This window comes from Allorhodopirellula heiligendammensis, assembly GCF_007860105.1.
GTDB classification, from domain to species: domain Bacteria; phylum Planctomycetota; class Planctomycetia; order Pirellulales; family Pirellulaceae; genus Rhodopirellula; species Rhodopirellula heiligendammensis.
The window spans coordinates 142,646-163,497 of the sequence record NZ_SJPU01000003.1; the positions used below are offsets into that span (position 1 = coordinate 142,646).

At 54.8% G+C, this 20,852-nt stretch carries 15 protein-coding genes and 1 tRNA gene; 8 read left to right on the plus strand and 8 right to left on the minus strand.

Annotation, left to right across the window (positions count from 1 at the left end; genetic code table 11):
• Positions 1-20 precede the first annotated feature (20 nt).
• Positions 21-560 (minus strand): DUF2617 family protein, encoded by a 540-nt coding sequence (locus Poly21_RS20555; RefSeq protein ID WP_146408949.1) that lies wholly within the window; start codon positions 558-560, stop codon positions 21-23.
• Between the two features lie 234 nt (positions 561-794).
• Between Poly21_RS20555 and Poly21_RS20560 the strand changes: the two genes are divergently transcribed.
• Complete coding sequence (locus Poly21_RS20560) at positions 795-1,373, plus strand: anthranilate synthase component II (protein ID WP_146408950.1); 579 nt, start codon at positions 795-797, stop codon at positions 1,371-1,373.
• A 185-nt stretch (positions 1,374-1,558) separates the two neighbouring features.
• Here the strand turns inward: Poly21_RS20560 and Poly21_RS20565 are convergent.
• Positions 1,559-1,631: transfer RNA gene (locus Poly21_RS20565), tRNA-Gly, on the minus strand.
• 360 nt (positions 1,632-1,991) lie between these two features.
• Between Poly21_RS20565 and tig the strand changes: the two genes are divergently transcribed.
• Complete coding sequence (gene tig / locus Poly21_RS20570) at positions 1,992-3,500, plus strand: trigger factor (protein ID WP_146408951.1); 1,509 nt, start codon at positions 1,992-1,994, stop codon at positions 3,498-3,500.
• Between the two features lie 131 nt (positions 3,501-3,631).
• Here tig and argJ read toward each other — a convergent pair whose 3' ends face one another.
• A complete protein-coding gene (argJ, locus tag Poly21_RS20575; RefSeq protein WP_146408952.1) occupies positions 3,632-4,849 on the minus strand; it encodes a bifunctional glutamate N-acetyltransferase/amino-acid acetyltransferase ArgJ in 1,218 nt (405 codons plus the stop codon).
• Between the two features lie 316 nt (positions 4,850-5,165).
• Between argJ and Poly21_RS20580 the strand changes: the two genes are divergently transcribed.
• Positions 5,166-7,871 (plus strand): M1 family metallopeptidase, encoded by a 2,706-nt coding sequence (locus tag Poly21_RS20580; RefSeq protein WP_302120332.1) that lies wholly within the window; start codon positions 5,166-5,168, stop codon positions 7,869-7,871.
• The gene (locus tag Poly21_RS20585; RefSeq protein WP_146408954.1) at positions 7,868-8,428 is read left to right on the plus strand and encodes a DUF6702 family protein; all 561 of its coding nucleotides are present in this window, start codon (positions 7,868-7,870) and stop codon (positions 8,426-8,428) included. Before Poly21_RS20580 ends, Poly21_RS20585 begins: the two co-directional genes overlap by 4 nt.
• A gap of 136 nt (positions 8,429-8,564) precedes the next feature.
• On the opposite strand, the gene Poly21_RS27780 is transcribed toward Poly21_RS20585, so the two are convergent.
• Complete coding sequence (locus Poly21_RS27780; RefSeq protein ID WP_302119915.1) at positions 8,565-8,696, minus strand: hypothetical protein; 132 nt, start codon at positions 8,694-8,696, stop codon at positions 8,565-8,567.
• Positions 8,697-8,875: 179 nt separating this feature from the next.
• Here Poly21_RS27780 and Poly21_RS20590 point away from each other — a divergent pair, with 179 nt between their 5' ends.
• The 4 genes from Poly21_RS20590 (at position 8,876) to Poly21_RS20605 (ending at position 11,021) form a co-directional block, all read left to right on the plus strand.
• Positions 8,876-9,250 (plus strand): nucleoside triphosphate pyrophosphohydrolase family protein, encoded by a 375-nt coding sequence (locus Poly21_RS20590; RefSeq protein ID WP_302120334.1) that lies wholly within the window; start codon positions 8,876-8,878, stop codon positions 9,248-9,250.
• Positions 9,251-9,626: 376 nt separating this feature from the next.
• A complete protein-coding gene (locus Poly21_RS20595) occupies positions 9,627-9,848 on the plus strand; it encodes a hypothetical protein (RefSeq protein WP_302119917.1) in 222 nt (73 codons plus the stop codon).
• 113 nt (positions 9,849-9,961) lie between these two features.
• Positions 9,962-10,594 carry an SGNH/GDSL hydrolase family protein gene (locus Poly21_RS20600; protein ID WP_146408957.1) on the plus strand — a complete coding sequence of 211 codons (633 nt, stop codon included), beginning with the start codon at positions 9,962-9,964 and terminating at the stop codon, positions 10,592-10,594.
• A gap of 91 nt (positions 10,595-10,685) precedes the next feature.
• Entirely contained in the window at positions 10,686-11,021 is a 336-nt protein-coding gene (locus Poly21_RS20605) for a hypothetical protein (RefSeq protein WP_146408958.1), read from the plus strand.
• Here the strand turns inward: Poly21_RS20605 and Poly21_RS20610 are convergent.
• The 4 genes from Poly21_RS20610 to Poly21_RS20625 are packed head-to-tail and all read right to left on the minus strand — an operon-like array spanning position 11,016 to position 20,843.
• The gene (locus tag Poly21_RS20610; RefSeq protein WP_146408959.1) at positions 11,016-11,546 is read right to left on the minus strand and encodes a hypothetical protein; all 531 of its coding nucleotides are present in this window, start codon (positions 11,544-11,546) and stop codon (positions 11,016-11,018) included. The genes Poly21_RS20605 and Poly21_RS20610 overlap by 6 nt on opposite strands.
• Before the next feature lie 18 nt (positions 11,547-11,564).
• A complete protein-coding gene (locus Poly21_RS20615; protein WP_146408960.1) occupies positions 11,565-12,647 on the minus strand; it encodes a hypothetical protein in 1,083 nt (360 codons plus the stop codon).
• A gap of 4 nt (positions 12,648-12,651) precedes the next feature.
• Entirely contained in the window at positions 12,652-14,397 is a 1,746-nt protein-coding gene (locus tag Poly21_RS20620; RefSeq protein ID WP_146408961.1) for an NERD domain-containing protein, read from the minus strand.
• 32 nt (positions 14,398-14,429) lie between these two features.
• Complete coding sequence (locus Poly21_RS20625) at positions 14,430-20,843, minus strand: DEAD/DEAH box helicase (protein WP_146408962.1); 6,414 nt, start codon at positions 20,841-20,843, stop codon at positions 14,430-14,432.
• Between the last annotated feature and the right edge of the window lie 9 nt (positions 20,844-20,852).

The window sequence follows — 20,852 nt, forward strand, 5'->3', positions numbered from 1 at the left end:
CGCCGGTTGTTCAAACCCGCTTACTCCGGCAGGGTGAAGAGTGATTCGACTTTGACGATGGCGTAATCGTCTGGAAACGTATGGATCGCCTGGACGAGCATCGAGTTGAGCCGCGTTTCGATGTTGACGTAGCTGATCGCTCCCAACGCCATTCGGCCACTTGAACCAAAGCGATGCAGCAAGCCTTCGGTTTGCCCTTTGCCGAGTTGTTGGCCGACCATCCAAAACATCTCAGCCCCGACCGTTTCGAGTTGGAAGTGCGTGCGATATTCCAATCCACTCTGGCAGGTCGCCTCTTCTGTACGACTGCCCTTGAGCGTTTGATGGATCAAACAGCGTCGCGTCGGCAATGGTTGTTGCGCACTGGTGGCCACTTCGCACAGCGTTGACTTGGCACCATTGAACGTGACGACATGTCCACAGTTGGTGATGTCGACTTTGGCGTTGTAGTGACCGCGTTGGATCATTCGTGACTGCTGCACAACGATCAACTCGGGATGAATCGGTCGACTGAACAAGTGGAAGGCAAGTTCAGCGACTTTGGGGCGAACCGAAATCACGTCGATGAGTCCAAGAAGAAGGCAAAGCAAGAAGAAAAGGAGATAATTGCGAACGCGGTCAGCCTGAGTCGATGGTGAGACGACGAGGCATCGGCCTTCGCTGATCCCGATTATACGCCGACCCCGCGTCAATTCTAAAGAGCGTTTACGTATTGACTCGCTAAGAATATCCTTTCCGTTATTCTGCCCCGAATCTCTCTTGACATTTTCAAAACTGTTTGCCGGAAAACATCCATGTTGTTGGTCATCGATAATTACGATTCTTTCACCTACAACCTTGTCCAGCGACTTGGCGAGATCGATCCTCAGGTCGATGTGCGGGTGATTCGTAACGACGATCTCACCGTTGCTGAGATCGCAGCGATGTCGCCCACGCGATTGTTGATTTCACCGGGGCCGTGCACACCCAATGAAGCCGGGGTGAGTGTGGAGTGCGTCCGCCATTTCGCTGGCAAGATACCGATTCTCGGAGTCTGCTTGGGCCATCAATCGATCGGTCAAGCGTTTGGCGCCAAGATTGTCCGTGCTCCGCAGTTGATGCACGGCAAGACCGACAACATTGTCCATGATGATCAGGGTTTGTTCGCCGGCCTGAGCAACCCGTTTGTGGCGACACGCTATCACTCGTTGGTGATTGACCCACCGACACTGCCCGATGAGTTGATCGTCAGCGCGTGGACAGACACTGGGGGGCAGCGGCAGATCATGGGCGTTCGCCACCGCGAATTTGCGATGGAAGGCTGGCAGTTCCACCCTGAGAGCTTCTTGACAGCTCCAGGAATCGAACTGCTCACACGTTTTTTAAAGTGGTAGGAATAGGAAACTGAGCGATAGGGTGCTCAGAGCATCGACTGCTCAGGGCGTCAACTGCTCAGGGCATCGACATTGAACCGTCGGACCGAGACCTGAAGACGCAGGATCGGGACGGTGGTTCTAGGTGGTACGGCGATGGGCGCACAAAAAAAGCCACCGATTCGATATCGATGGCTTTTTTCAAGAGCGGCTGATCGGATTCGAACCGACGACAATCACGTTGGCAACGTGATGCTCTGCCAACTGAGCTACAGCCGCGTGGCAGGACAGAAGTTGGGGACGCACAGGAGCGTGATGACACATTCCTGCAGGTGAGTTGCTGTTGTTGGCGACTCATCTCCTGTCGTGTGGGCTAGAGTATAGAAGCGTCTGGCCACGTGACAAGGGTGTCTAGCCATCTTTTTTTCCGCCTGCGAATTTTTTTTTGAGGGTGCGGGAATCCTCGTCGAAGTTTTCCTCTGTCGGCTTGCCTTGTCGACTCTCTGGGCATTACACTTGCGGGATTCTCTCGGTCACGGTGCCTGCATCGGCACGGCCGTAAAACACAAACACAGTTCCCGTCCCGCGGCGGCCCCTCCCATTCGGGACGCCCTCCTCTGGCATAAGTAAGAATACAGGATGTCCACGTCCGTCGACACTGATCCCACCGCGACCGATGAGTCGCTCGGCAAGGCTCCGCTGCAACTGGAAGTCACCGTGGAAAAACCACAAGCGTGCCTCCGTGAAGTTGTTGTGACCATCCCGCGCGGCGAAGTTGATCGCTACCTGAAAGAGGCCTACGACGAACTCGTCCCCGATGCCCAAGTGCCCGGGTTCCGCGCCGGCCGTGCACCTCGGAAACTGGTTGAAAAGCAGTTCAAAGATCGCATCGAGGAACGCGTCAAAGGCTCGTTGCTGATGGACAGCCTCAGCCAGGTTACCGAGCAAGCGGAATTTTCTGCCATCGGTGAACCCGACTTTGAATATGAGTCGATCGAGTTACCCGAAGAGGGACCCTTCAAATACCAATTCAGTATCGAAGTTCGCCCTGAATTCGAGACGCCGAATTGGAAAGGCCTCTCCCTGACGAAGCCCGTCGAAGAAATCACCGAGAAGGATATCGACGCAGCTCTCGAACGAGTACTGGCCCGTTATGCCACGCTCGAAGCGAGCGATGCCCCTGCAGAGTCCGGGGACAAACTGCTCATCACTGCGGTCTTCCGTGATGGTGATCGCACCCTGTCCGAAATGGATGAGGAACGCGTCACACTATCGAATCGTTTGAGCCTGTCCGATGCCGTCTGCGATAGCTTCGGCGAAATGATGACGGGCGCGAAGGAAGGTGACGTCATCACGGGCAAGGCCAAACTGAGCGACGGTCACAGTGACGAAGCAATGCAGGGCAAGGAAATCGACGTCGAATTCACCGTCGTGGAAGTTCTGAAGCTTGAGCTGCCGCAACTGACTGCAGATTTCTTGGAAGAGTTGGGCGAGTTCGAATCCGAAACCGAATTGCGAGACTTTGTCCGCAACTCGCTCGAACGTCAGGCTAACTTCCGCACCGAGCAAGCAATGCGGAGCTCCATCGTTGAGCAGTTGCTCCAGGGCGCTGAGTTCGAACTGCCCCCGGCATTGGTTAATCGTCAAACCAGACGCGAGCTCGATCGCAAGGTACTCGAATTCCGTCGCAGCGGATTCGATGAAGACATGATTCGCCGGTTCGTCAACGCCAGTCGCCAGAACCTGCAAGCCGGTACCGAGGCATCACTGCGTGAACACTTCATCCTCGAGCAAATTGCTGAAAATGAAAACATCGACGCCCTGCCCGAAGAGTTCGAGGCAGAAATCCAACTGATCGCCGAGCAAAGCGATTCGTCGCCCCGCAAGGTGCGTGCTCGCTTTGAAAAGTCGGGCCAAATGGACGCACTGCGAAACCAAATCGTCGAACGCAAGGTCATCGAGGCGATCTCGGCGGCTGCAAATGTGACCGAAGAAGCCGTCAGTCAAGATAGCGAGTCGCAAGACGAAGAGTTTGCTGTCTACCACGAAGTCATTCCCGTTCGCGACAACGACGCGATCCCGGAAGCTAAGTATGACGATAACACCCCCAAGGGTGCTGAAACCGAAATGGAAAGCTCCAAGGATTAGTTTGGCGTCAGCCTAACCGATCGATCTGATTCACGAAAAACGCGATGAGTTTCCTCATCGCGTTTTTTTCGTATCGATTTTTTTCTAACAGGATATTTCCCAGCGGTAGGACGCCACAACCCCCACGGGATCTAGGTCGTGTATAGCGAGTTGAACCGAACGTAGTCTTCGGTCAAATCACTCGACCAATATTTCGATGCACCGGAGCCGTCGCCGACTCTCAGCAACAGCTTCACTTCGGAGGCTTGCTTCATCCGGCCGCTCATGTCGGTGGCGTCAAAGGCAAGCGGACGGCCGTCGCGAAATACGCAGTGCCCCTCGATCGACAGCGATGTTTTACCGACTTCGATGGGAGGTCCCGCGTATCCCGCTGCGGAAACGATTCGTCCCCAGTTGGGATCGCCGCCTTGGATCGCAGTCTTGACCAGTGGACTCGCCGCAACGCACTTGGCAATGGTCAGCGCGTCAGCATCGTTGCTCGCGCCCTCGACGGCGACCTCAAAAAAGCGAACGGCGCCCTCGCCATCGGCAACCAAGAGCTTGGCCAGTTTCAAGCAGGTGTCGGTTGCCGCTTCCACAAACTCGGCAGCAGCTTCGTCGGAGGTGACCCAGTCGCCTGCGCCACTGCTCAGTAAGACCACTGTGTCGTTGGTGCTCGTGTGGCCATCGACGCTGACCCGGTTGAATGTCCGTTCGACGATTCGACTTAGTGATGCCTGAGCCTCTGGGCCGCTCATGGGAAAATCGGTGACGATTACGCCCAGCATCGTGGCCATGTTGGGCGCGATCATGCCTGCTCCCTTGCACATCGCTGCAATTCGGTAGGTCTTTCCATCCGTCTGAAAGGTGGTCGACGCGGTCTTGCGATAGCTATCCGTCGTGCAGATTGCATCCGCAGCGGCTAGAAAATCGCGTTCGCTGCTACCGAGTGCTTCGCTGGCCAGTTCAATTCCACGCTGAACCTTCTCCATCGGCAGGCGCTGGCCGATGACGCCGGTGCTCATTACCAAGACATCTTCGGCATCACAGCCGATGAGTTTGGCAACCTGTCCACACATGGCGATCGCGTCATCGATGCCTTCTTGGCCCGTACATGCATTCGCATTCCCGCTATTGGTGATGACAGCACGGCAGGTCGCACGGGGCGTTCGCTCGCGACAGATTTGCACCGGCGCCGCAAAAACCTGATTGGTGGTCGTGACGGCGGCGGCCACGCAGGGACGATCAGACACGATCAGCGACACGTCCGATTTGCCGCTGGCTTTAATGCCGCCGGTGGCACCGGCAAAGCGGAAGCCCGTCGGCAGTTCGTGGGAGCTTACGGATGCTGATTTTTCCGCTGAATTCATGAATAAGGCCAGAGTAGGAGAGTGGAAGAATTTTTGTGTCTATTGGTTCAGGGGGCGGTGTGACTGTCAGTTATACACAAGTCAAATCAGGCCACAGGCCTGGAGTTGGTTTGTCGACCGCAGAGCGTACGAGAACCGACCAGCAAATGCCCGTCAATGTACAATTGGGAACCGTAGGTGAAGGCTGGGGGATTCGTTCGCAGCCGCTCTCTGCCAACGGTGGAGAATCACAGAAACGTTCGCAGCATTGCTTTGATGGCTGCTGCGACGTCCTAAGCTGTAGTACCCCCGTGTTATCTTGCGCAGACTAACTATGATGTCCGCTTTGACTCGTTCGCGTTGGAGGTGCTCTGTGATCCGATTTTTCTCATTCATAGTTCTCGGTTTCCTGGTGACTGCCTCAGTGTCGGCCCAGCCACTGAGCAATCCCAAGCATGCCGATTCCACGGACCCATTTTACTCGATCGAGAGTTGGCTCCCGACACCTGGGGTCTATCGAACGGCGTCAGGGGCTCCTGGACCGCTGTACTGGCAGCAGCGTGCTGACTATGACATTGACGTGACACTCGATGCTGCCAAACGCAGTCTTTCGGGGCGCTGCTCGATCACTTACCACAATCGCTCACCCCATGAGCTGAACTACGTATGGATTCAGCTCGACCAGAATCGTTTCCGGAAAGATTCTGCGGCAATCATGAGCCGCCCGGCTCCCTCGCTGGCGGGTCGTGCCTCGTTTTCGTCTGTGCAAACGCTGCTTACCGAGCAGACATTTGATGGCGGATACAAAATTGACGCGGTCACGCAAGGAGCCATGGATGAGGGCGCTGATGCCGACCAAGGGCAACCCAGTCCGTTATCGCACTTGATCGTCGACACGATGATGCGAGTCGACTTGGCAGAGCCGTTGGCTGCGGGCGAGTCCACCCGAATTGACATCACTTATCACTACAATATCGTCGACGCGACGCTGATCCGCGCTCGTGGTGGGTTTGAGTATTTTGAGGAGGACGACAACGCGATCTTCGAAATTGCACAGTGGTACCCTCGCATGACAGCTTACACCGATTACACCGGCTGGCAGCACAATCAGTTTCTAGGGGCGGGTGAGTTCACACTTGAGCTCGGTGACTACCGCGTCAACATCACCACGCCTGCGGACATGGTCGTGGCCGCCACTGGTACGTTGTCGAATCCTCACGAAGTGTTGAAAGAGGAGTGGATTGAGCGGCTCAGTTCCATTGCGGATAAGCAGAAGCCCACCTTCATTGTCACGCCCGAGGAGGCAAAGGAGAATGAAGCGAAGAAGAGTGAGTCGAAAAAGTCGGAGGATTCTGCGGAGCAGACCAAAACGTGGAGCTTCAACGCCGAGAACGTGCGGGATTTCGCATGGGCAGCAAGTCGTAAGTTTATTTGGGACGCGATGTCCGTGAAAGTTGGTGATCGCACGGTGACGGCGATGTCCTACTATCCCAATGAAGCCGAGCCCTTATGGAGCCAGTATTCGACGGAGTCCGTGGCACACACGCTCGAGGTTTATGGGCGATACACGTTCGAATATCCCTACGATGTTGCGATCAGCGTCAACGGACCGATCTATGGCATGGAATATCCCATGATCTGTTTCAATGGACCGCGGCCGGAGAAAGATGGCACGTATTCCAAGGCGACCAAATACGGTTTGATCAGCGTGGTGATCCACGAGGTCGGTCACAACTTCTTTCCGATGATCGTCAACAGTGACGAACGGCAATGGACGTGGATGGACGAAGGTCTCAATACGTTTTTGCAGTATCTTGCTGAGCAAGAGTGGGAAGAGAACTATCCGTCGAGCCGGGGACCGGCTGAAAAAATTGTTCCCTACATGCGAGGTGGCAATCAGCGGCCAATCATGACCGGCAGCGACGAGATTTTGCAGTTCGGCAACAACGCCTACGGCAAGCCTGCCACAGCACTGAACATCCTGCGTGAAACAGTGCTCGGGCGCGAGCGATTTGATTTTGCATTTCGCGAGTACGCCCGCCGATGGAAATTCAAACGCCCAACTCCGGCAGATTTTTTCCGGACGATGGGAGACGCCGCAGGCACGAATCTTGATTGGTTCTGGCGAGGTTGGTTTTACAGCACCGACCACGTCGACATCGCAATCGACTCTGTCGAACTATTCTTGATCGACAGTGGCGATCCTGACGATGAATATGAGCGGAAGCGGCGCAAGGAAGAAACCGAGGAAAAAACGTTGTCCAAAGAACGCGACAGTGAGCTACAGCGGCGCATTGATTGGCAGCCTGGACTAAAAGACTTCTACAACGCTCCTGATTATGACGAAGACAAGGTCGAAGAGTCCGACCGGGAAGCCTATCAAAAGCATCTGAAGTCGCTTGACGAGGAGCAGCGGGCGATGCTGCGCCGGACCACCAAGTTCTATGTTGTCAAGTTTCTCAACAAGGGTGGATTGGTAATGCCAATTCCCCTGCGAATCCATTACGCCGACAACACGCAAGAGCACGTCGTGCTGCCACCGGAAATTTGGCGATACAATTCCAACGAGGTCAAGAAAGTATTTTTGACTGAGAAGGAAATCGTGCGGTTTGAGATCGATCCTAAGCGAGAGATCGCCGACACGGACAAGAGCAACAACCATTGGCCACCTAAGATCGAGCCCACCCGATTCGAGCTCTACAAGAGTAAGAAGGATGGAGGCAATCCCATGCGGAAAGCAGCCGAGGCTGCGAAAAAAGCTGACGAGGACGCCGCGAAAGATGATGGGAAAGCGTCGGACGAGGCGGAGGCAAAATCAGCCGCCCCCGCGCAGGCTGACAAGGCTGGAAAGAAGTCGGACAAGTCCCGCAAGAATGAAGAGTCGGAGACTCAACTGGACGCAATGAAGAATAAAAAGTCGGACAAAGAGGCCGATGAGCAGAGCGACACGGGCAAGGACAAACAGGTCGCTCGGCCAATGAAAAAGCAGCCCAGTCAGAAGAAGGCCGCCAAGACACAATCGGATGAGGGCGACGACGAATGAGCCTTCTCGCCTGCCTACTCATGTCGGTCACGCTCCTGCACCCCGCGCAGGAGTCGCTCGCAGAACTACGGTTCAATGAGAAAACACAGCAAGTCGAAGTTGCGCTGCGTGTGAGTATCGCCGATGAGCAACAGCTCCTCCGTTCGGTATCGAAGTCCTCGGTGGAGGACCTCGTCAAGGAGCCCGAGGAGTTACAGAATGCTGCGTTGACGGTCCTTCGAAAGCGACTTCGTTTTGGCACGCAAAGCGAAGTGACGGCAGCTAAACAATCACCCGAGATCGCACATGCGTATCATTGGGTGGGACGGCAAAGTGAGGGGGGCCACGTGTGGTGGTACTTTGCTGTCACGGGGACGCCGGCGACGGTCACCCATCTCCGCTGCACCCTGTTTGCCATGCCAGATAGTGCAGCGAGTCAATCACGCAGCGCGACCGCCCACGATCACCTGCACGCCGACCCGGTGAGTACCTTTTTGGTTTTGCGTTCGAACCAAATTGGAGAGCCAAATTCGTTCACGACGACGAATAAGAAACCCGTGCACCGGATTCATTGGTGAAGCAGGTTTTGTCCTGCTGAGTCAGCTCAGGCTGGAGTCTCTGTCATGCAACGCGGGAGAGGCTCCCGCGAGACGTTGGGACAACGCGGCCCGGTGGGCACGCAATCGAATCTTGAGAGCTGCGGCTACCTAGTCCTTAATCAAGCGAAGCTTGATGAAGGTTTCGCGGTTGGCTGCGGAGTTTCTCGGCGCGCAGCTCCCACCGCCCCAGCGACGCTGGTGGTGAATTTTGGTGGGTGAGTTGCTCATCGTCGAGTTCTGCGGACATCGCTTGAGCATTTCTTTCGCGGCCAGCGACCGCCGCCGCTGCTACCAATCGGCTAGAATCGAACCTAACTCAAGCAGTTTGGCTCGACGTACGCGCTAAACCGTGAACAGTTACAAATCGGCGAAACCGTATCCGACTCACTGAAGCTGCTCGACCACGATGCTAACCTTGATCGCGATCTGGCACGAACACTCCGGCAGACCGTCGATTCATTCAATCGCCGTGACAGCCAGAAGACGCAATTGACTCGGCGGGCGTTGATGGCTGTCGAAGAATTGGCTGAATGGATCGAGGCTCATGGCGAAGATGACTTGGTGGCTGCGGCGGACGCGTGGGCCGATCGTATGACCGTGTTGCTGGGCGATGCGGTCGCGACCGGAATGCCGGTTGAACCTTTGCTCGACGAAGTGCACCGTTCCAACATGACGAAACTCGCGGCCGATGAGCAGACCGGTAAGGGAGCGAAGAGGGAGGGCTACGAACGCCCCAATATTCATCAGGTTTTGAACTACGTCGAACAAGGAGACAATTCATGGCGACAGCATTTATCGTGAAAGACGATGGGAAGTTTTGTCGCGACCGCGGCGGCCCGATGACAAGGTTGAGGGATGGAGCATTTTGTGAAAACACAACGACGAAAGGGAGCCAGGAAGATGCAAAAGATGATTGTGAAGCTCTTGGCCGGGAACGACGGCGCTTTTGTGAACACTGCGGTGAGGCAGTGCGGTTGGGTGAAACCGTTTGTCCAGACTCGAAATGCGGAAATACGGCGTACCGATCATGAATTTGAATAAGTAACCACAAATTGGAATCTGGTGGGACAACGGATCGCAGATCGTTTCGTTCCCACACGCTCCTGGCGAAGTCGATCGAGCGACCGGGTTGTGCGATAGCGATGACGCGCACAACGACCTTTGGCCCGACGCGGCGATGCAATTGGGTCTGACTGATTTTGAAGAATACTTCAGCGTGCCGCGTGGCCGAGTGCTATGGTCGCCGACAAAGAAGACCAGCATCGTTTATCACGGCAACACGACAACACCTGAGCGGTTGCAAAAGATCGCCGATGAGTTCTCACTCGCCGATTGGGAATCGCGGACTGATATCCACTACATGATGGGCGATGCGATCGGTGATCTGTTCGACGCTTGATCTTTTCTGCGTTTGGGATCACTGAGAGTGGACGAGGCGACAAGTCCAGCGGGACGGGACTCGTCGCCTCGTCCACTACGTTAAGAACCGCAAAACCACAATGGCTTAAAAGCATGATCACTACCACGCACATCTGTCTGTTGGGCGATTCGATCTTTGACAACAAGATCTACGTCCCCGACGGCCACAGCGTCCACGAGCACTTATTCGCGAACCTGACAGCGCCCGACACAGCTTCGCTGGTTGCCGTCGACTGGGCAGTGGTCAACTCGGTCCTGCGGCAGATCGAACGAATTCCCGAAGCAGCGACTCACTTGGTGCTTAGCGTCGGCGGCAACGATGCATTGTACTTGCAATCTTCGGTGATGGGCGAGTCGAGCGACAGCGTGTACGCGTCGCTCGGGAAAATGAAGGTGGCCATTGCGACGCTGGAGCATGAGTACGAGCAGGTGATCGGCAAGTTGCGTCAAATCAAACTGCCGCTGACCGTTTGCACAATCTACGACTGCGTACCGGGACTCGACGACGCGGCGCTGGCCGGTCTGGCAATCATCAACGACACCATCACCCGAACGGCGTTTAAAAACGGCCTCGACCTGATCGACTTGCGTTTGCTCTGCAACGATCCAACCGACTACTCAGAAGTCTCACCGATTGAACCGTCGCACGCGGGCGGGGCCAAGATCGCAACGGCAATCATGCGAGCGGTTTCCGGGCATGCAGCAGCGGCCAGAATCTTCTGTTAGGCCCGGTCAAGATGTGGATTTCCTTGACTGAAGAAGCCAACCGCTATCGCGTACCAATCCGAAATCCCAAGTCCTGAATCACACGGCAAGCATGAAAAAGAACAACCACGACTACATCTTCTCTGCCACCGAACTTTCCAACTTTTTGGCTTGTAGGCATGCGACATCGCTCGACATGCGGCGTGCCAACGGCGAGATCGAGGTTCCGTTTGGTCACAACGCTCGACTCGATCGACTTGCTGAAAATGGGTTGGCTCACGAAGCCGCCTACTTAGCGATGCTGCATCGACAAGGTTTGAATATCGTTGAACTTCGTGATTTCAACGATGCGACGCAAGTCGAAACGACGGCTGATTTGATGCGGCAAGGCGTAGATGTCATCTTTCAAGGATCGCTGTCCAAAGATCACGGCAAACGCACACTATAGCACGGGAATTCCCAGTACTTTAGCGAGATAGTCCAGGTACCAACCAGCGACTCGTCGCCTCATCGCAACGCTGTACTTGGCCAACGGTTCAAATGCGGCGTCAGGTAACGTCGGCAGTTCGCTGAGAACCCATGAATCGAGCTTGCAGAGAAACCAACAATCTTTCATCAACGAGGTGACTGGGCTGGCTGCATGCCTAAAGAGATTTCGGAGAAAGCGTTTGCGAAAGTCCTGATTTTTCGTGAGCAATCGTTTCTCGACAAAGTCTCTGAAGCTTTGGCAGAGGGTCTCGTGTTCCTGCAGAAGTGGTGCGACGGCATTCCAAACTTCAGTATCCCAAGTATTCACAATGATGCTGATGATCGGAGTCGAGAACAAATCCAAAGCGTCGTCGGCCGTGGCACCCGACGTTTCGATCAATATCACCGCCAGCAGGATCTGATCGGAAGTGTTACCGCCAAGCAGCTTTTGAATCTTGGTCTTCTGCTGTTGCGATAAAACGCATTGGCTTGTGGGTGACGACATCGGTTTTCTTTTTGGGGCTCAATTCAGATGACGAATCTGCAACTCTGGGACAGCACGAACGAGCCATTGGTAGGTCAGTCGTACGTCGAGCACCGCATATCGCTGCCATCTACCAGTCGGCTCACCTGTCAAACTAAGTATGGTGCTGATCTGCGAGGGAACAGGGAACGTACATTGGATTTCACTATCATGGTTGTCGGCGTCGATCAGCTCCGGTTGCCCATTTCTTGCGCCAATCGCGATCAACATCCAGTTCCTTAACTCGTAGGTAGCGATCGCATCATTTCGGCAGTTGAGCATGATTGATTTGCCTTGACTGCCGTCGATTCTTAGAAGAATGGGGATCCAGTGTTGCTCGTTTCGGCCAGGCTGAGCACCCAAGTAAATACCATCATCAAGCTTGCTAGGAGATGTCCAGCGAGTGCGTTCGGGCTTTCGCTCGCTTCCGAAGAACTCACCCGGTCGATGATTGATTGCCAAGATCTTGGTGTCGTTGATGAACAATGGGCTGCCCTCTTGGTCAAGTTGGCTGATTTGCCATTCCAAAAGATCGGCGAGCGAGCCAATACCATCCTTCTGGTCTTTAAGCGATTTCCAGCTCGGTTCCCCTAGCCAATCTTCAAACGATTGTTCGCTCACACCGATACGATTCAGGTCCGTGACAATCGCATCTGACGGACGAAACCTTCTTAGGAATTGGTTAGGGTGATACGACGAAAATCGATGAGTCTCCGTCGCGGTTGTTCCCAACAACACCGCGTCCGTGTCACTTAGCTTGATCCAACGCGATGGTATCGCCGAATAACCGCGTTGATTTTCGACCTTCAAGTCAGCCAGTTCACCAACATCCACCATTCGGACTGCGACAGAATGGATAGCCTTGTTCGCATCTCCCTCAAAGCCAGCCGCGATCAAGAATGGTTCGATTGCCTTTCGCAGTTCACGTCGCGTCGCGAGACCATGGCGACGAACTTCCCGTCGGATCAATCTAGCAATGCCCCAAGGCGAAGGGACGCTATTGTCCTGGTCCGATTCAAGGTAGTCAGCGAGTCCTAGCTTGTTCGAGAACTCATCGCGGCTGTAGGTGACAAATGATTCCATCGAGTTATTCTCCCAGTTCCTTTCCGGCGTTCTGTATCGCGGCTTTAATGTCGGCGAGCATTTCTCGTCCGGTAACTAGAAAATGGACGTGCGAGCGGGCGCGTGTACAGGCAACGTACAAGTCGACATGTGAAAAGCCTTTCGAGATTCGGTCCAAATCGTAGACAACAACCACATCCGCTTCGAGCCCTTTGAAGCTTCGGGCTGTCGTGACCAAAATCCCCTCGCCGCGGTTCCATGCACGCGTATCATTGGTTAGAGCGATGCCAGCAATTTCCGATACATCGGCGAGTGATCCGTTTTCGAGGCCGCGCGGTCCGATCAGGACCAATTGTGACGGGCCGATATCGTGTTGCCCAACCAAGTTTTCGACGGCTTTACAGACGATACCTTTCATTGCTGCAAGGGTCGGCACCGTGCTGATCGCTGGTTTCCCACCAAGCGGTGATCGTTTGAAGAACTTGGCCTCCGTTTTGGCGATCGTCGTGCTGGTGCGAGCGATCCAGCGACTGTTGCGACAGTTACGACGCAGATTGTATTTCGTTTGAAACGCGACCGGCGGTTTGGCCGGTGCCCAGTCCCACAATCTTTGGACTGGGTCGGCGAACGCAAATAGCGTCCCGTCCTCGGCATTCTTCAGAAGCGTGCATTGTAAGACTTCCCACCAGCGAGAATGAAAGTCCTGGGCCTCGTCCATGACAATTGCGTCATACTGCACATCTTCCCCCTCCTCCATCGCAAGATAGGCGGCTTGTTCAATCAGATCGGGTACATCATCGACAAAGAAATTTGAACCTGATTGAGGCGACTCTGGCGGATCCCAATCAACACCTGCATCTTCGATGATCTCGCGAGCGAGTTGATGGAAGTGGGCAATCGTCAATCGCTTTTCGAGTAGCCCTTGGTCGGGATGCTGATCGAGGCTCCGGCGAAGATGGTCGGCCAGATGTCGGTTGTAACAAACGAACAACGTGCGATTATCATTCTTGGCCAGTTGAATCGCTCGGTCGAACGCGAGCTGCGTTTTCCCTGAGCCAGCCACGCCGGAGACGTATACGCGGTTATTGTCTTCGTACAAACCACCCAACAGTTCAATCTGCTCGTCCGTCATTTCTTGAATCTTGTCGAACACATCGCTGGCACTGCCGACGATGGGGCGAAACAGTTTGAACTCGGGCAACAAAGCGGTTGCCATTCGACGCCACTGATGGTTGCTTAGCGGCGTGGGGCGTTGTGGCCAACTGGCCATCGCGGACTCGATCGCCGTATCCATCGAGTTCATTTGTCGCCGTGACAGAATCAGCGACACATCAGCCCCCGGCGGAATCGCACCAGTGTAGTTATCGTGCGGAAAGACAACGGCATGACCGTAGCTGAAGTGGTGCGGCCGAACATCGCCGGCGGTCTGTTTTTCGATTCGATCAACGAGATAGTGCATGCTGCCACGAGCTTGCTTAAACGGGTCGGTGATCGGCTCGTAGCCGTGCTTCTTCTTTCGTTCCCAAGTTGCATTTTGGTATCGCAGTTCGCCACCTTTGACCTCCAGCACCAACATGCCTTTCTCTTGATGCAAAACGATGAAGTCCGCTTCGCCCTCGCGCAACGTGCCATCGCGATCTGGTCGCAGCCAGGGATATGAGTGAAGGACAACAAACTCATTGCCGAGCTGTTCTTTCAACGCACGGTAGACAAGCCGTTCTGAATCGTACGGAATGTCGTCTGGGTCGATATCGGGTCGCATAGTCGCCATAGTGAATCCTGCTGAGTTAAGATGCCATTCTGTCAGGCGAGTGAATGGTAAACACCACGCCGAACCAACCCGATTGGTCGACCGATCACTTTGATCGTCTCGGGCGACACACGCTGGCCGGTGGCATTGCGACTTGCTGATAAATACCTGATTTGCACAGTGTCTTTTTCTTGCCATTTACTCCATTGGCAAATGGCAAAGGTGACCGAGCATCGGGTGGCACGGAAAGCCTCGGTCGGCGATTCGATTAGCCACATTTGTCGATCGTGCTTCGATTGATTCATCTGCTCGTCGCATCGCTCAAAGACAAGCACCGTGCCGGGATTCAAGTTCACTTTCTCTTCACCGACCGAAAGCGAGAATCTTTCCATTTGGGGGCCGTCGACTTCAAGCAGGATCACCTGATCTGGTTGATAGCCAGCGATACTCAGCTCCGCTCTTGGTTGACCGGTCGCTGAGCCCGACGCCACACTGCGGCAATTGTGGAGAGGAATCCCACTATCGCTGCGTTTCAAACCTTCCGGAAGCGGAGTCGATGCGGTGATTTCATTCCGGACCGACGTGCCGCAACGCTCGACGGCAACTGGTAACGCTCGCTTGATGCACAAATGGTCAATTGGCTGGGCAACGTTACGGCCGGATTGGCTGGCCTGCTTAGCGGCCTCCGTTGCCGGCACACCAGGTAGGAGAGCATGGGAGATCACAATCACTTTGTCGCCTTGTGACTCGAGAATAAGATGTCCAGGCTTGACCACCACGGTTTCGCCATGGTCTCTTAAATCGACGGCCATTGTCTCCAGCAACTTTGATTCCGTTAGTTCGTCAAGCGACGGTTTCTCGCTGCGACCAAGAATGTGGTCGAGAAGTGCAGCACCAATTTCACGATCCAAGTCTTGGTGTAAAAAACGATTGTCGTACGAGCGAAGGCACTTGTAACAGGATGTTCCGCAGCTGCAGGCTTTCAATAGAGCAGAAGCATCCGCAAGCAGTTTGACCGGGTCACGGACGGCTGCCTTAACGAATCCCGCACCGCCAGGTGTCGTGTCGTAGAGGTAGAGATCCACCTCGGTTCCCTGTTTGCCACCAGGGGTTTGGGCCGCACGGAATTCAGCTCCGATGTTCCCGCGATCAAGTTCCAGGTCTTCGGCGGCGACGAGTGCGACCGCTTGTGCGATTGTCGTCAAGCAAATTTTTGCGAGAGAAGTTCCCGGCATCAACATCACGTTGTCGCCCATGCGGAAACGAAACAGCGATACGTCTGACCGAAACGTTGTTCCAAGGCTGACAATCTTCATCAAACCTGTGCAATTCGGCTTTTCACGATGATTCGGGAACGGTTTGGGATGTGGGATTCTCGCGCGAGTCCGATAGGAATTGTTCAGATACGCCCGGTCTGGGTCACGCCATCCGGCCGGTTCGATTCGGCCGCACCAAGTGCAAAGTATGAATCCACGATCAATGGGCCCCTCCGCGCCTCGGTTGGTCAGGAACAAGTCCTCTTTTTTGGTCCACACTGTGAAACCACGGTTTCCGAATTCATAGTCTTCGCCGGGTAAGTCTGGATCGTTAAACGGTGCCTTCAGTTTTGCTTGGGTCGGACGTGTGTAGTCTGGAGGCTGGTCGACAGCCAATTCCTCCTCCATCTCGGCTGGATGGGCGAATCCAGGTGGGACCATCCAAGTGATCGCAGGACCAAGTCCTGACTGATCGCCACAGGAAGGACATGCAAGCCTTTGGTCTTCCATGTATCCGGAATCAAGTTCCTCTAGTCGAGCGTACCCGCATTTTTCACACTCAAAATATAGCTTGCGTTGCTCCCAAGCTCTTTTCAAATCGCCAAACATTGGACTGTAAAGAGCAAATGAGTAGAACCGTTTTCCGTCGATAAAGATCTCGCGACCGGGTGCGTAGCTCGATAACGCTTGTTCCAGTCCACGCTGCGGCGCGTACTTGATCACAGGACGGCGAAATGGCTTGGAACGGTTGGTATCGAACACCGTCATGCTAACCACGTCCGTTGGGAAAGCGTAGGACGGAAGCGTCGCCTTCTCGAATAGACGGTCGAGCAGGTTGACCGTTTGACGGCCTGTTTCCGGGATCTCCGGACTTACCTCATTCGTCGCGTTTCCAGCCGCTGTCGTATCGTCGTACCCTTCGTCGTAGAATACATCGTCCGGCATGGCGAAAGCCGACTTGTTACGTTCTTCTGGCGTTTCAACCGGCTCCGGTGTCGCCTCCCCGCAACCGATCTTGGTTAGTTCGGCTAGAAGCAATGATGGAATTGCTTCTATCGAATCCGCCGCGTCGCTTTGCAAGAACTCGCGTGGGACAATCTGCTTTAAGGATTGAAGCAGCGATTCTCCATTGGCTTCTAGCCAACTGGCCAAACCACGGTAGCTGAACTCTTCGGGACCGCCGAAGCGGAAGTCCTCAACTTTTCCGAGAGACGAGAAAAGATTGGAGGTCTGCTGCGTTGCGTCAGTCCCATCGATTCGCTCACGTTGAAACAGGCCTAGAAGCAGTGCGAACCCATGCCGACGGACAATCTCTGAATTCTCAAGGTTCAAGACGGGATCTTTGACAGGGCCGCTAATCATTTCGGCCGGATGCCGGAAGTAACGCTGGTCGTGAGTTCCCTGATCGGCGTACGTGATAACCGTCGACAATGCCGACCCTCGGCGTCCCGCTCGCCCAGCTCTTTGTTGATAGTTGGCACGGTTCGGGGGAACGTTTCGCAGAGCCACGGCCGTAAGACTGCCGATATCGATCCCAACTTCCATTGTGGTTGTGCAGCTCAGGATATCAACGATCCCTCCGGGTTCTCCACCGGGACCGTCTACATCCAAATCTTGAAAACGCATTTCGTGCCACTCGGCGCGCGAAAAAGCATCTTGCGACTCAATGGCTCCAATGGCTGCTGTGTGTTCTTCCGCAACAAATGGTCGAAGGTCGATTGATGTGTCATCGACATCCTTTCGATAGAATCCTTTGCGAGTCATGAAGACATCATGAACGCTGCGGTTTTCTCGCGAGAGTTCCTGAAGCATTCCCTCACAACCACATTCGGAACAAATGTCGGTATCGAATGGATCGCAGGGTAAAGCCGACGTGCAGTTATCGCACCGAAACCACGATGTCGTGTCGAAATCAATCGCGATCCTTTTTGGATCAAGAACGTATTCATCAGCAGTAAGGCAACACCCCAGTCGTTCCTGGAGGAACACTTGCCAGATCCCAGTGCCAGCGTTTCCGCCGGATAGGTTGGCTCGGTAAAAGGATGGTGAAACACGTTGTGTCATCAAGGTGTTGAATTTGCCGGCGCTTCGCTGAATCCTAACGCCACCCTCGCGTGTTCCGATCCATTCCAGGGGTGTCCCCGGCAGGCGAACGGCTCGCACTCGAACCATGCATCCGATCCAAAAATCGAGCAACGCTTTTCGCCACTCACCTTCTGATTGCAGTTGGGCTGGCTGTTCAGGAGCCGGTAAGGAAGACATCAGTTCCCAAACGTAGTCTGGCAAAAGGGGAACGAACTTCCCCAACGCGAGACTTTGCATGCCGCTGAGCGGGTTGAACATGACCTCGTGCAATGAGATCAGCAAGTCCGCAGGCGTCTGTTCGGCGATTTGCTCCGATACATCGAGGAATGCGGCGCGACTCCCTTTGCGTGATTGACAGAGCTGCTCAACTGCCGAAATTGCTCGCTTGAAATTTTCTTGCTCACGTTCCTTCAAACTCGGACGCAGCGAGACTTCTTGAGAAAACGCTCCGCAGAGCAAGGCGGCATAGGCATGCGAAATTGAGATGTCACGGGTTCTTCCTTCAAACCACCTTTCAGCAACGTAGCGAAGCCCACGGATCAGAAGCGGCCGCACAGAATCCCGGAGTGAATTCGACTTCAGCTTTCCAGCGAGCCGCGAGGCTGGTTGTCGCCCATCAGAGAATACAAGGAGCTTTCGTCCCTGGAGCGCGGTTTCATTACCAGGAGTCGGCGGTTGCGACATTAACTGAGCGGAGACCAAGTGTTGGAATGGTTCATCGCCCTTGGTCGCCATGTCGGAAATCTTTGCGTGCTGGACACGGCACCGTGGGCACGTTCCGAACAAGCCGGCTTTCCGCTGAACCCCCGCTTGAAGTTCAGGAACAAAGACTTCGCGACAAGACGGCGAGTCGGTTGCATTCGTGAACAATCGGCCTGTCTTTGGCTCCAGCCACCTTCCGCGGGTTCCATCGGGATTCTCTGGTTCGATCAGGCACAACTGAATCGGCTGAACGGCGTCTTCAGCATCGTCGATTTCCCCCACATCTTCCGTCCAAAGGTAAGTCGGCTTGCGAACGTTTTGAACGTAGGCTTGAAACATCGCGGTACCACAGTTTCGGCAGGCCAACAGCTCAAAGACCCGGCTTCCGCACTCGCATTCGCGACGAGGCTGGACAGTTAGTTTTCCCGTCGGCCCCTTCCCTCTCGCCGCCGCTGGCAAAGCGGAGCAATAACGATCCGCACACGCCCAGATTCCTGGGATACCGCGAAAGAAGCGGTGGACACGAGCTGCAATCAAAGGCGAGCCTTCGGGAGTCGCTCGCGCCATGGAAGCGGCCTCGACGAGAACGTCTGTCGCCGTTTTGGCGTGTTCAGAGCCGCAGTCAGGGAACAATCGTGATGCTAAGCGACCAATCTCCTGTGCTCCCAGATCTGAGTGCGTCTCTTGATCATGCAGGTCCTCGGTTGCTGAGGTCAAATTGACCAACCTTCCGGTAACGGGCAACGGACGCAGCAATTCATTAAGGATGCGAGCCATGCCGAAGTGAAGCTGCTTGCCAAACGACAGTTCGTCGTTGTCGCTTCGAACGACGCATTCGCGAAAACCACCGTCACGAATCGCTTCGACGGTTACCTTCGGATCTGAACAAGTCATCGAAACGATCGTTAGGTATGCGTGTTCGGTTTGCTTCCGACCTCCCGTCGCGAGAATCAGAGACTCTTCACGAAGTTCTCCCTCCTTCGTGAGTCCAACCAGACTCACTTTGCTTTTGACTTGAGTGGAATCATGCGGGTTCGATTGAAGTTCATAGACTCGTTCCTCCAAACTGACTGCACTGAGAACCAGCATCGGAGCAATCGCCTTTGCGCGTTCGATTGCATCGTCGGAGAGTAGTTCGCCCAAATCGACCGCAGCCAGTGTCTGAGCGGTGGCTTCGTCTCCCGCGAACGAGGGCTCGGCCGGTTCCTTGGTACCTTGCAGACAGGCAAAATCCGTGGCGTTCGTGCCCGTCAGGCCAGCCGCGAATTTCTTCGCTTGCTCTCCATCTTCAAACGATGCACTGGTCGTGATGACTTGGAATTGATCGGCGGACAATTCTAAGCGGTGCCGCAGGCGACGAATCAGCATCGCAACTTCGGTACCTTGGGCACCGCGATACAAGTGAGCTTCATCGAGAACGAGAATGAAACGTTCATTTGGATTCGCGACGAAGTAGTCACGAGTTTGCTGAAAGATCGAACGCTCGATCGGTCGCAGCATCATGTATTCGAGCATCGAATAGTTTGTCACCAAAAGGTCTGGTGCCGATGCCTGCATCTCATGACGGGCTAGCAATTCGGTATCGTCGGGATTTTCCACCGCGCGTCGAAGGTTGCCGTTGGCATCTTTCCATGCCCCACCCGAGCCAAGCCAACGAGCCAGGCCGGGATCGTTGCCGATATCCTTCGCGGGCCATTTTCCCATCGCTCGCATCGCGCCAAGCAGCTCGATTGCATCCTGAACTCCGTCCGCCGCTCGTCGTTCAAGGTCCACGTAAAACCGTAGGCCAGCGAGTTTTTGCGAGATGCGTTTCGTGTCATCAGGAATCACGCCGGGAAACGGTGTCCGACTTGTATAGCGTCCAAACTTCACTGGCCGGCCGCCGTGCTGTTTGAACCAATCACGAGTCGTCGGTGCCCCAAACAGACGACGCAAACGCGATAGTTGATCATTGACCAAGGCGTTCATCGGATATAGCAGCAACGCTCGAACGGCCCGCGTCTCAAACGAGCCTGGCGACCGTGCCGCCTCGCGACCAAGTCGGCCCATAATCGGCAGCAGAAACGTTTCGGTTTTTCCCGAGCCGGTCCCGGTGGTCACGATTGTGTGTCGCAATTCATTGCCCAGTACCGCCTCCAATGCCTGTGCTTGGTGTTGGTAAGGTTGGGGGAAGACGATGCCACCGCCTTCCTTGGTCGCCAAGAACGACAGCAACTGTTCCGCTTCGGTCGGAATGTTCAGTTCACTGTAGGGCTTGCCGATCGCGTAGCGTGCCGAGCTTTCGATGAACGGAGCATGGCACAGCACTTCCGGCTGTTCCAACAGCTCGCGACGTAACCCGACCAATTGCGGGTCCGACAAGTGATACGCCGACTCAATGTAAGCAAGCAAACGATTGCGAATGGATTCCAGTTCGTTGAACATGGGGGATGA

What these genes read in the sequence shown, in the direction of transcription:
- Poly21_RS20560 (WP_146408950.1), top strand. Translation starts at nt 795, where the DNA reads ATGTTGTTGGTCATCGATAATTACGATTCTTTCACCTACAACCTTGTC.
- Poly21_RS20610 (WP_146408959.1), bottom strand. Translation starts at nt 11,546, where the DNA reads ATGTCGTCACCCACAAGCCAATGCGTTTTATCGCAACAGCAGAAGACC.
- Poly21_RS20580 (WP_302120332.1), top strand. Translation starts at nt 5,166, where the DNA reads ATGTCCGCTTTGACTCGTTCGCGTTGGAGGTGCTCTGTGATCCGATTT.
- Poly21_RS20585 (WP_146408954.1), top strand. Translation starts at nt 7,868, where the DNA reads ATGAGCCTTCTCGCCTGCCTACTCATGTCGGTCACGCTCCTGCACCCC.
- Poly21_RS20625 (WP_146408962.1), bottom strand. Translation starts at nt 20,843, where the DNA reads ATGTTCAACGAACTGGAATCCATTCGCAATCGTTTGCTTGCTTACATT.
- Poly21_RS20620 (WP_146408961.1), bottom strand. Translation starts at nt 14,397, where the DNA reads ATGGCGACTATGCGACCCGATATCGACCCAGACGACATTCCGTACGAT.
- argJ (WP_146408952.1), bottom strand. Translation starts at nt 4,849, where the DNA reads ATGAATTCAGCGGAAAAATCAGCATCCGTAAGCTCCCACGAACTGCCG.
- Poly21_RS20615 (WP_146408960.1), bottom strand. Translation starts at nt 12,647, where the DNA reads ATGGAATCATTTGTCACCTACAGCCGCGATGAGTTCTCGAACAAGCTA.
- tig (WP_146408951.1), top strand. Translation starts at nt 1,992, where the DNA reads ATGTCCACGTCCGTCGACACTGATCCCACCGCGACCGATGAGTCGCTC.
- Poly21_RS20605 (WP_146408958.1), top strand. Translation starts at nt 10,686, where the DNA reads ATGAAAAAGAACAACCACGACTACATCTTCTCTGCCACCGAACTTTCC.
- Poly21_RS20600 (WP_146408957.1), top strand. Translation starts at nt 9,962, where the DNA reads ATGATCACTACCACGCACATCTGTCTGTTGGGCGATTCGATCTTTGAC.
- Poly21_RS20595 (WP_302119917.1), top strand. Translation starts at nt 9,627, where the DNA reads ATGCAATTGGGTCTGACTGATTTTGAAGAATACTTCAGCGTGCCGCGT.
- Poly21_RS27780 (WP_302119915.1), bottom strand. Translation starts at nt 8,696, where the DNA reads ATGTCCGCAGAACTCGACGATGAGCAACTCACCCACCAAAATTCACCA.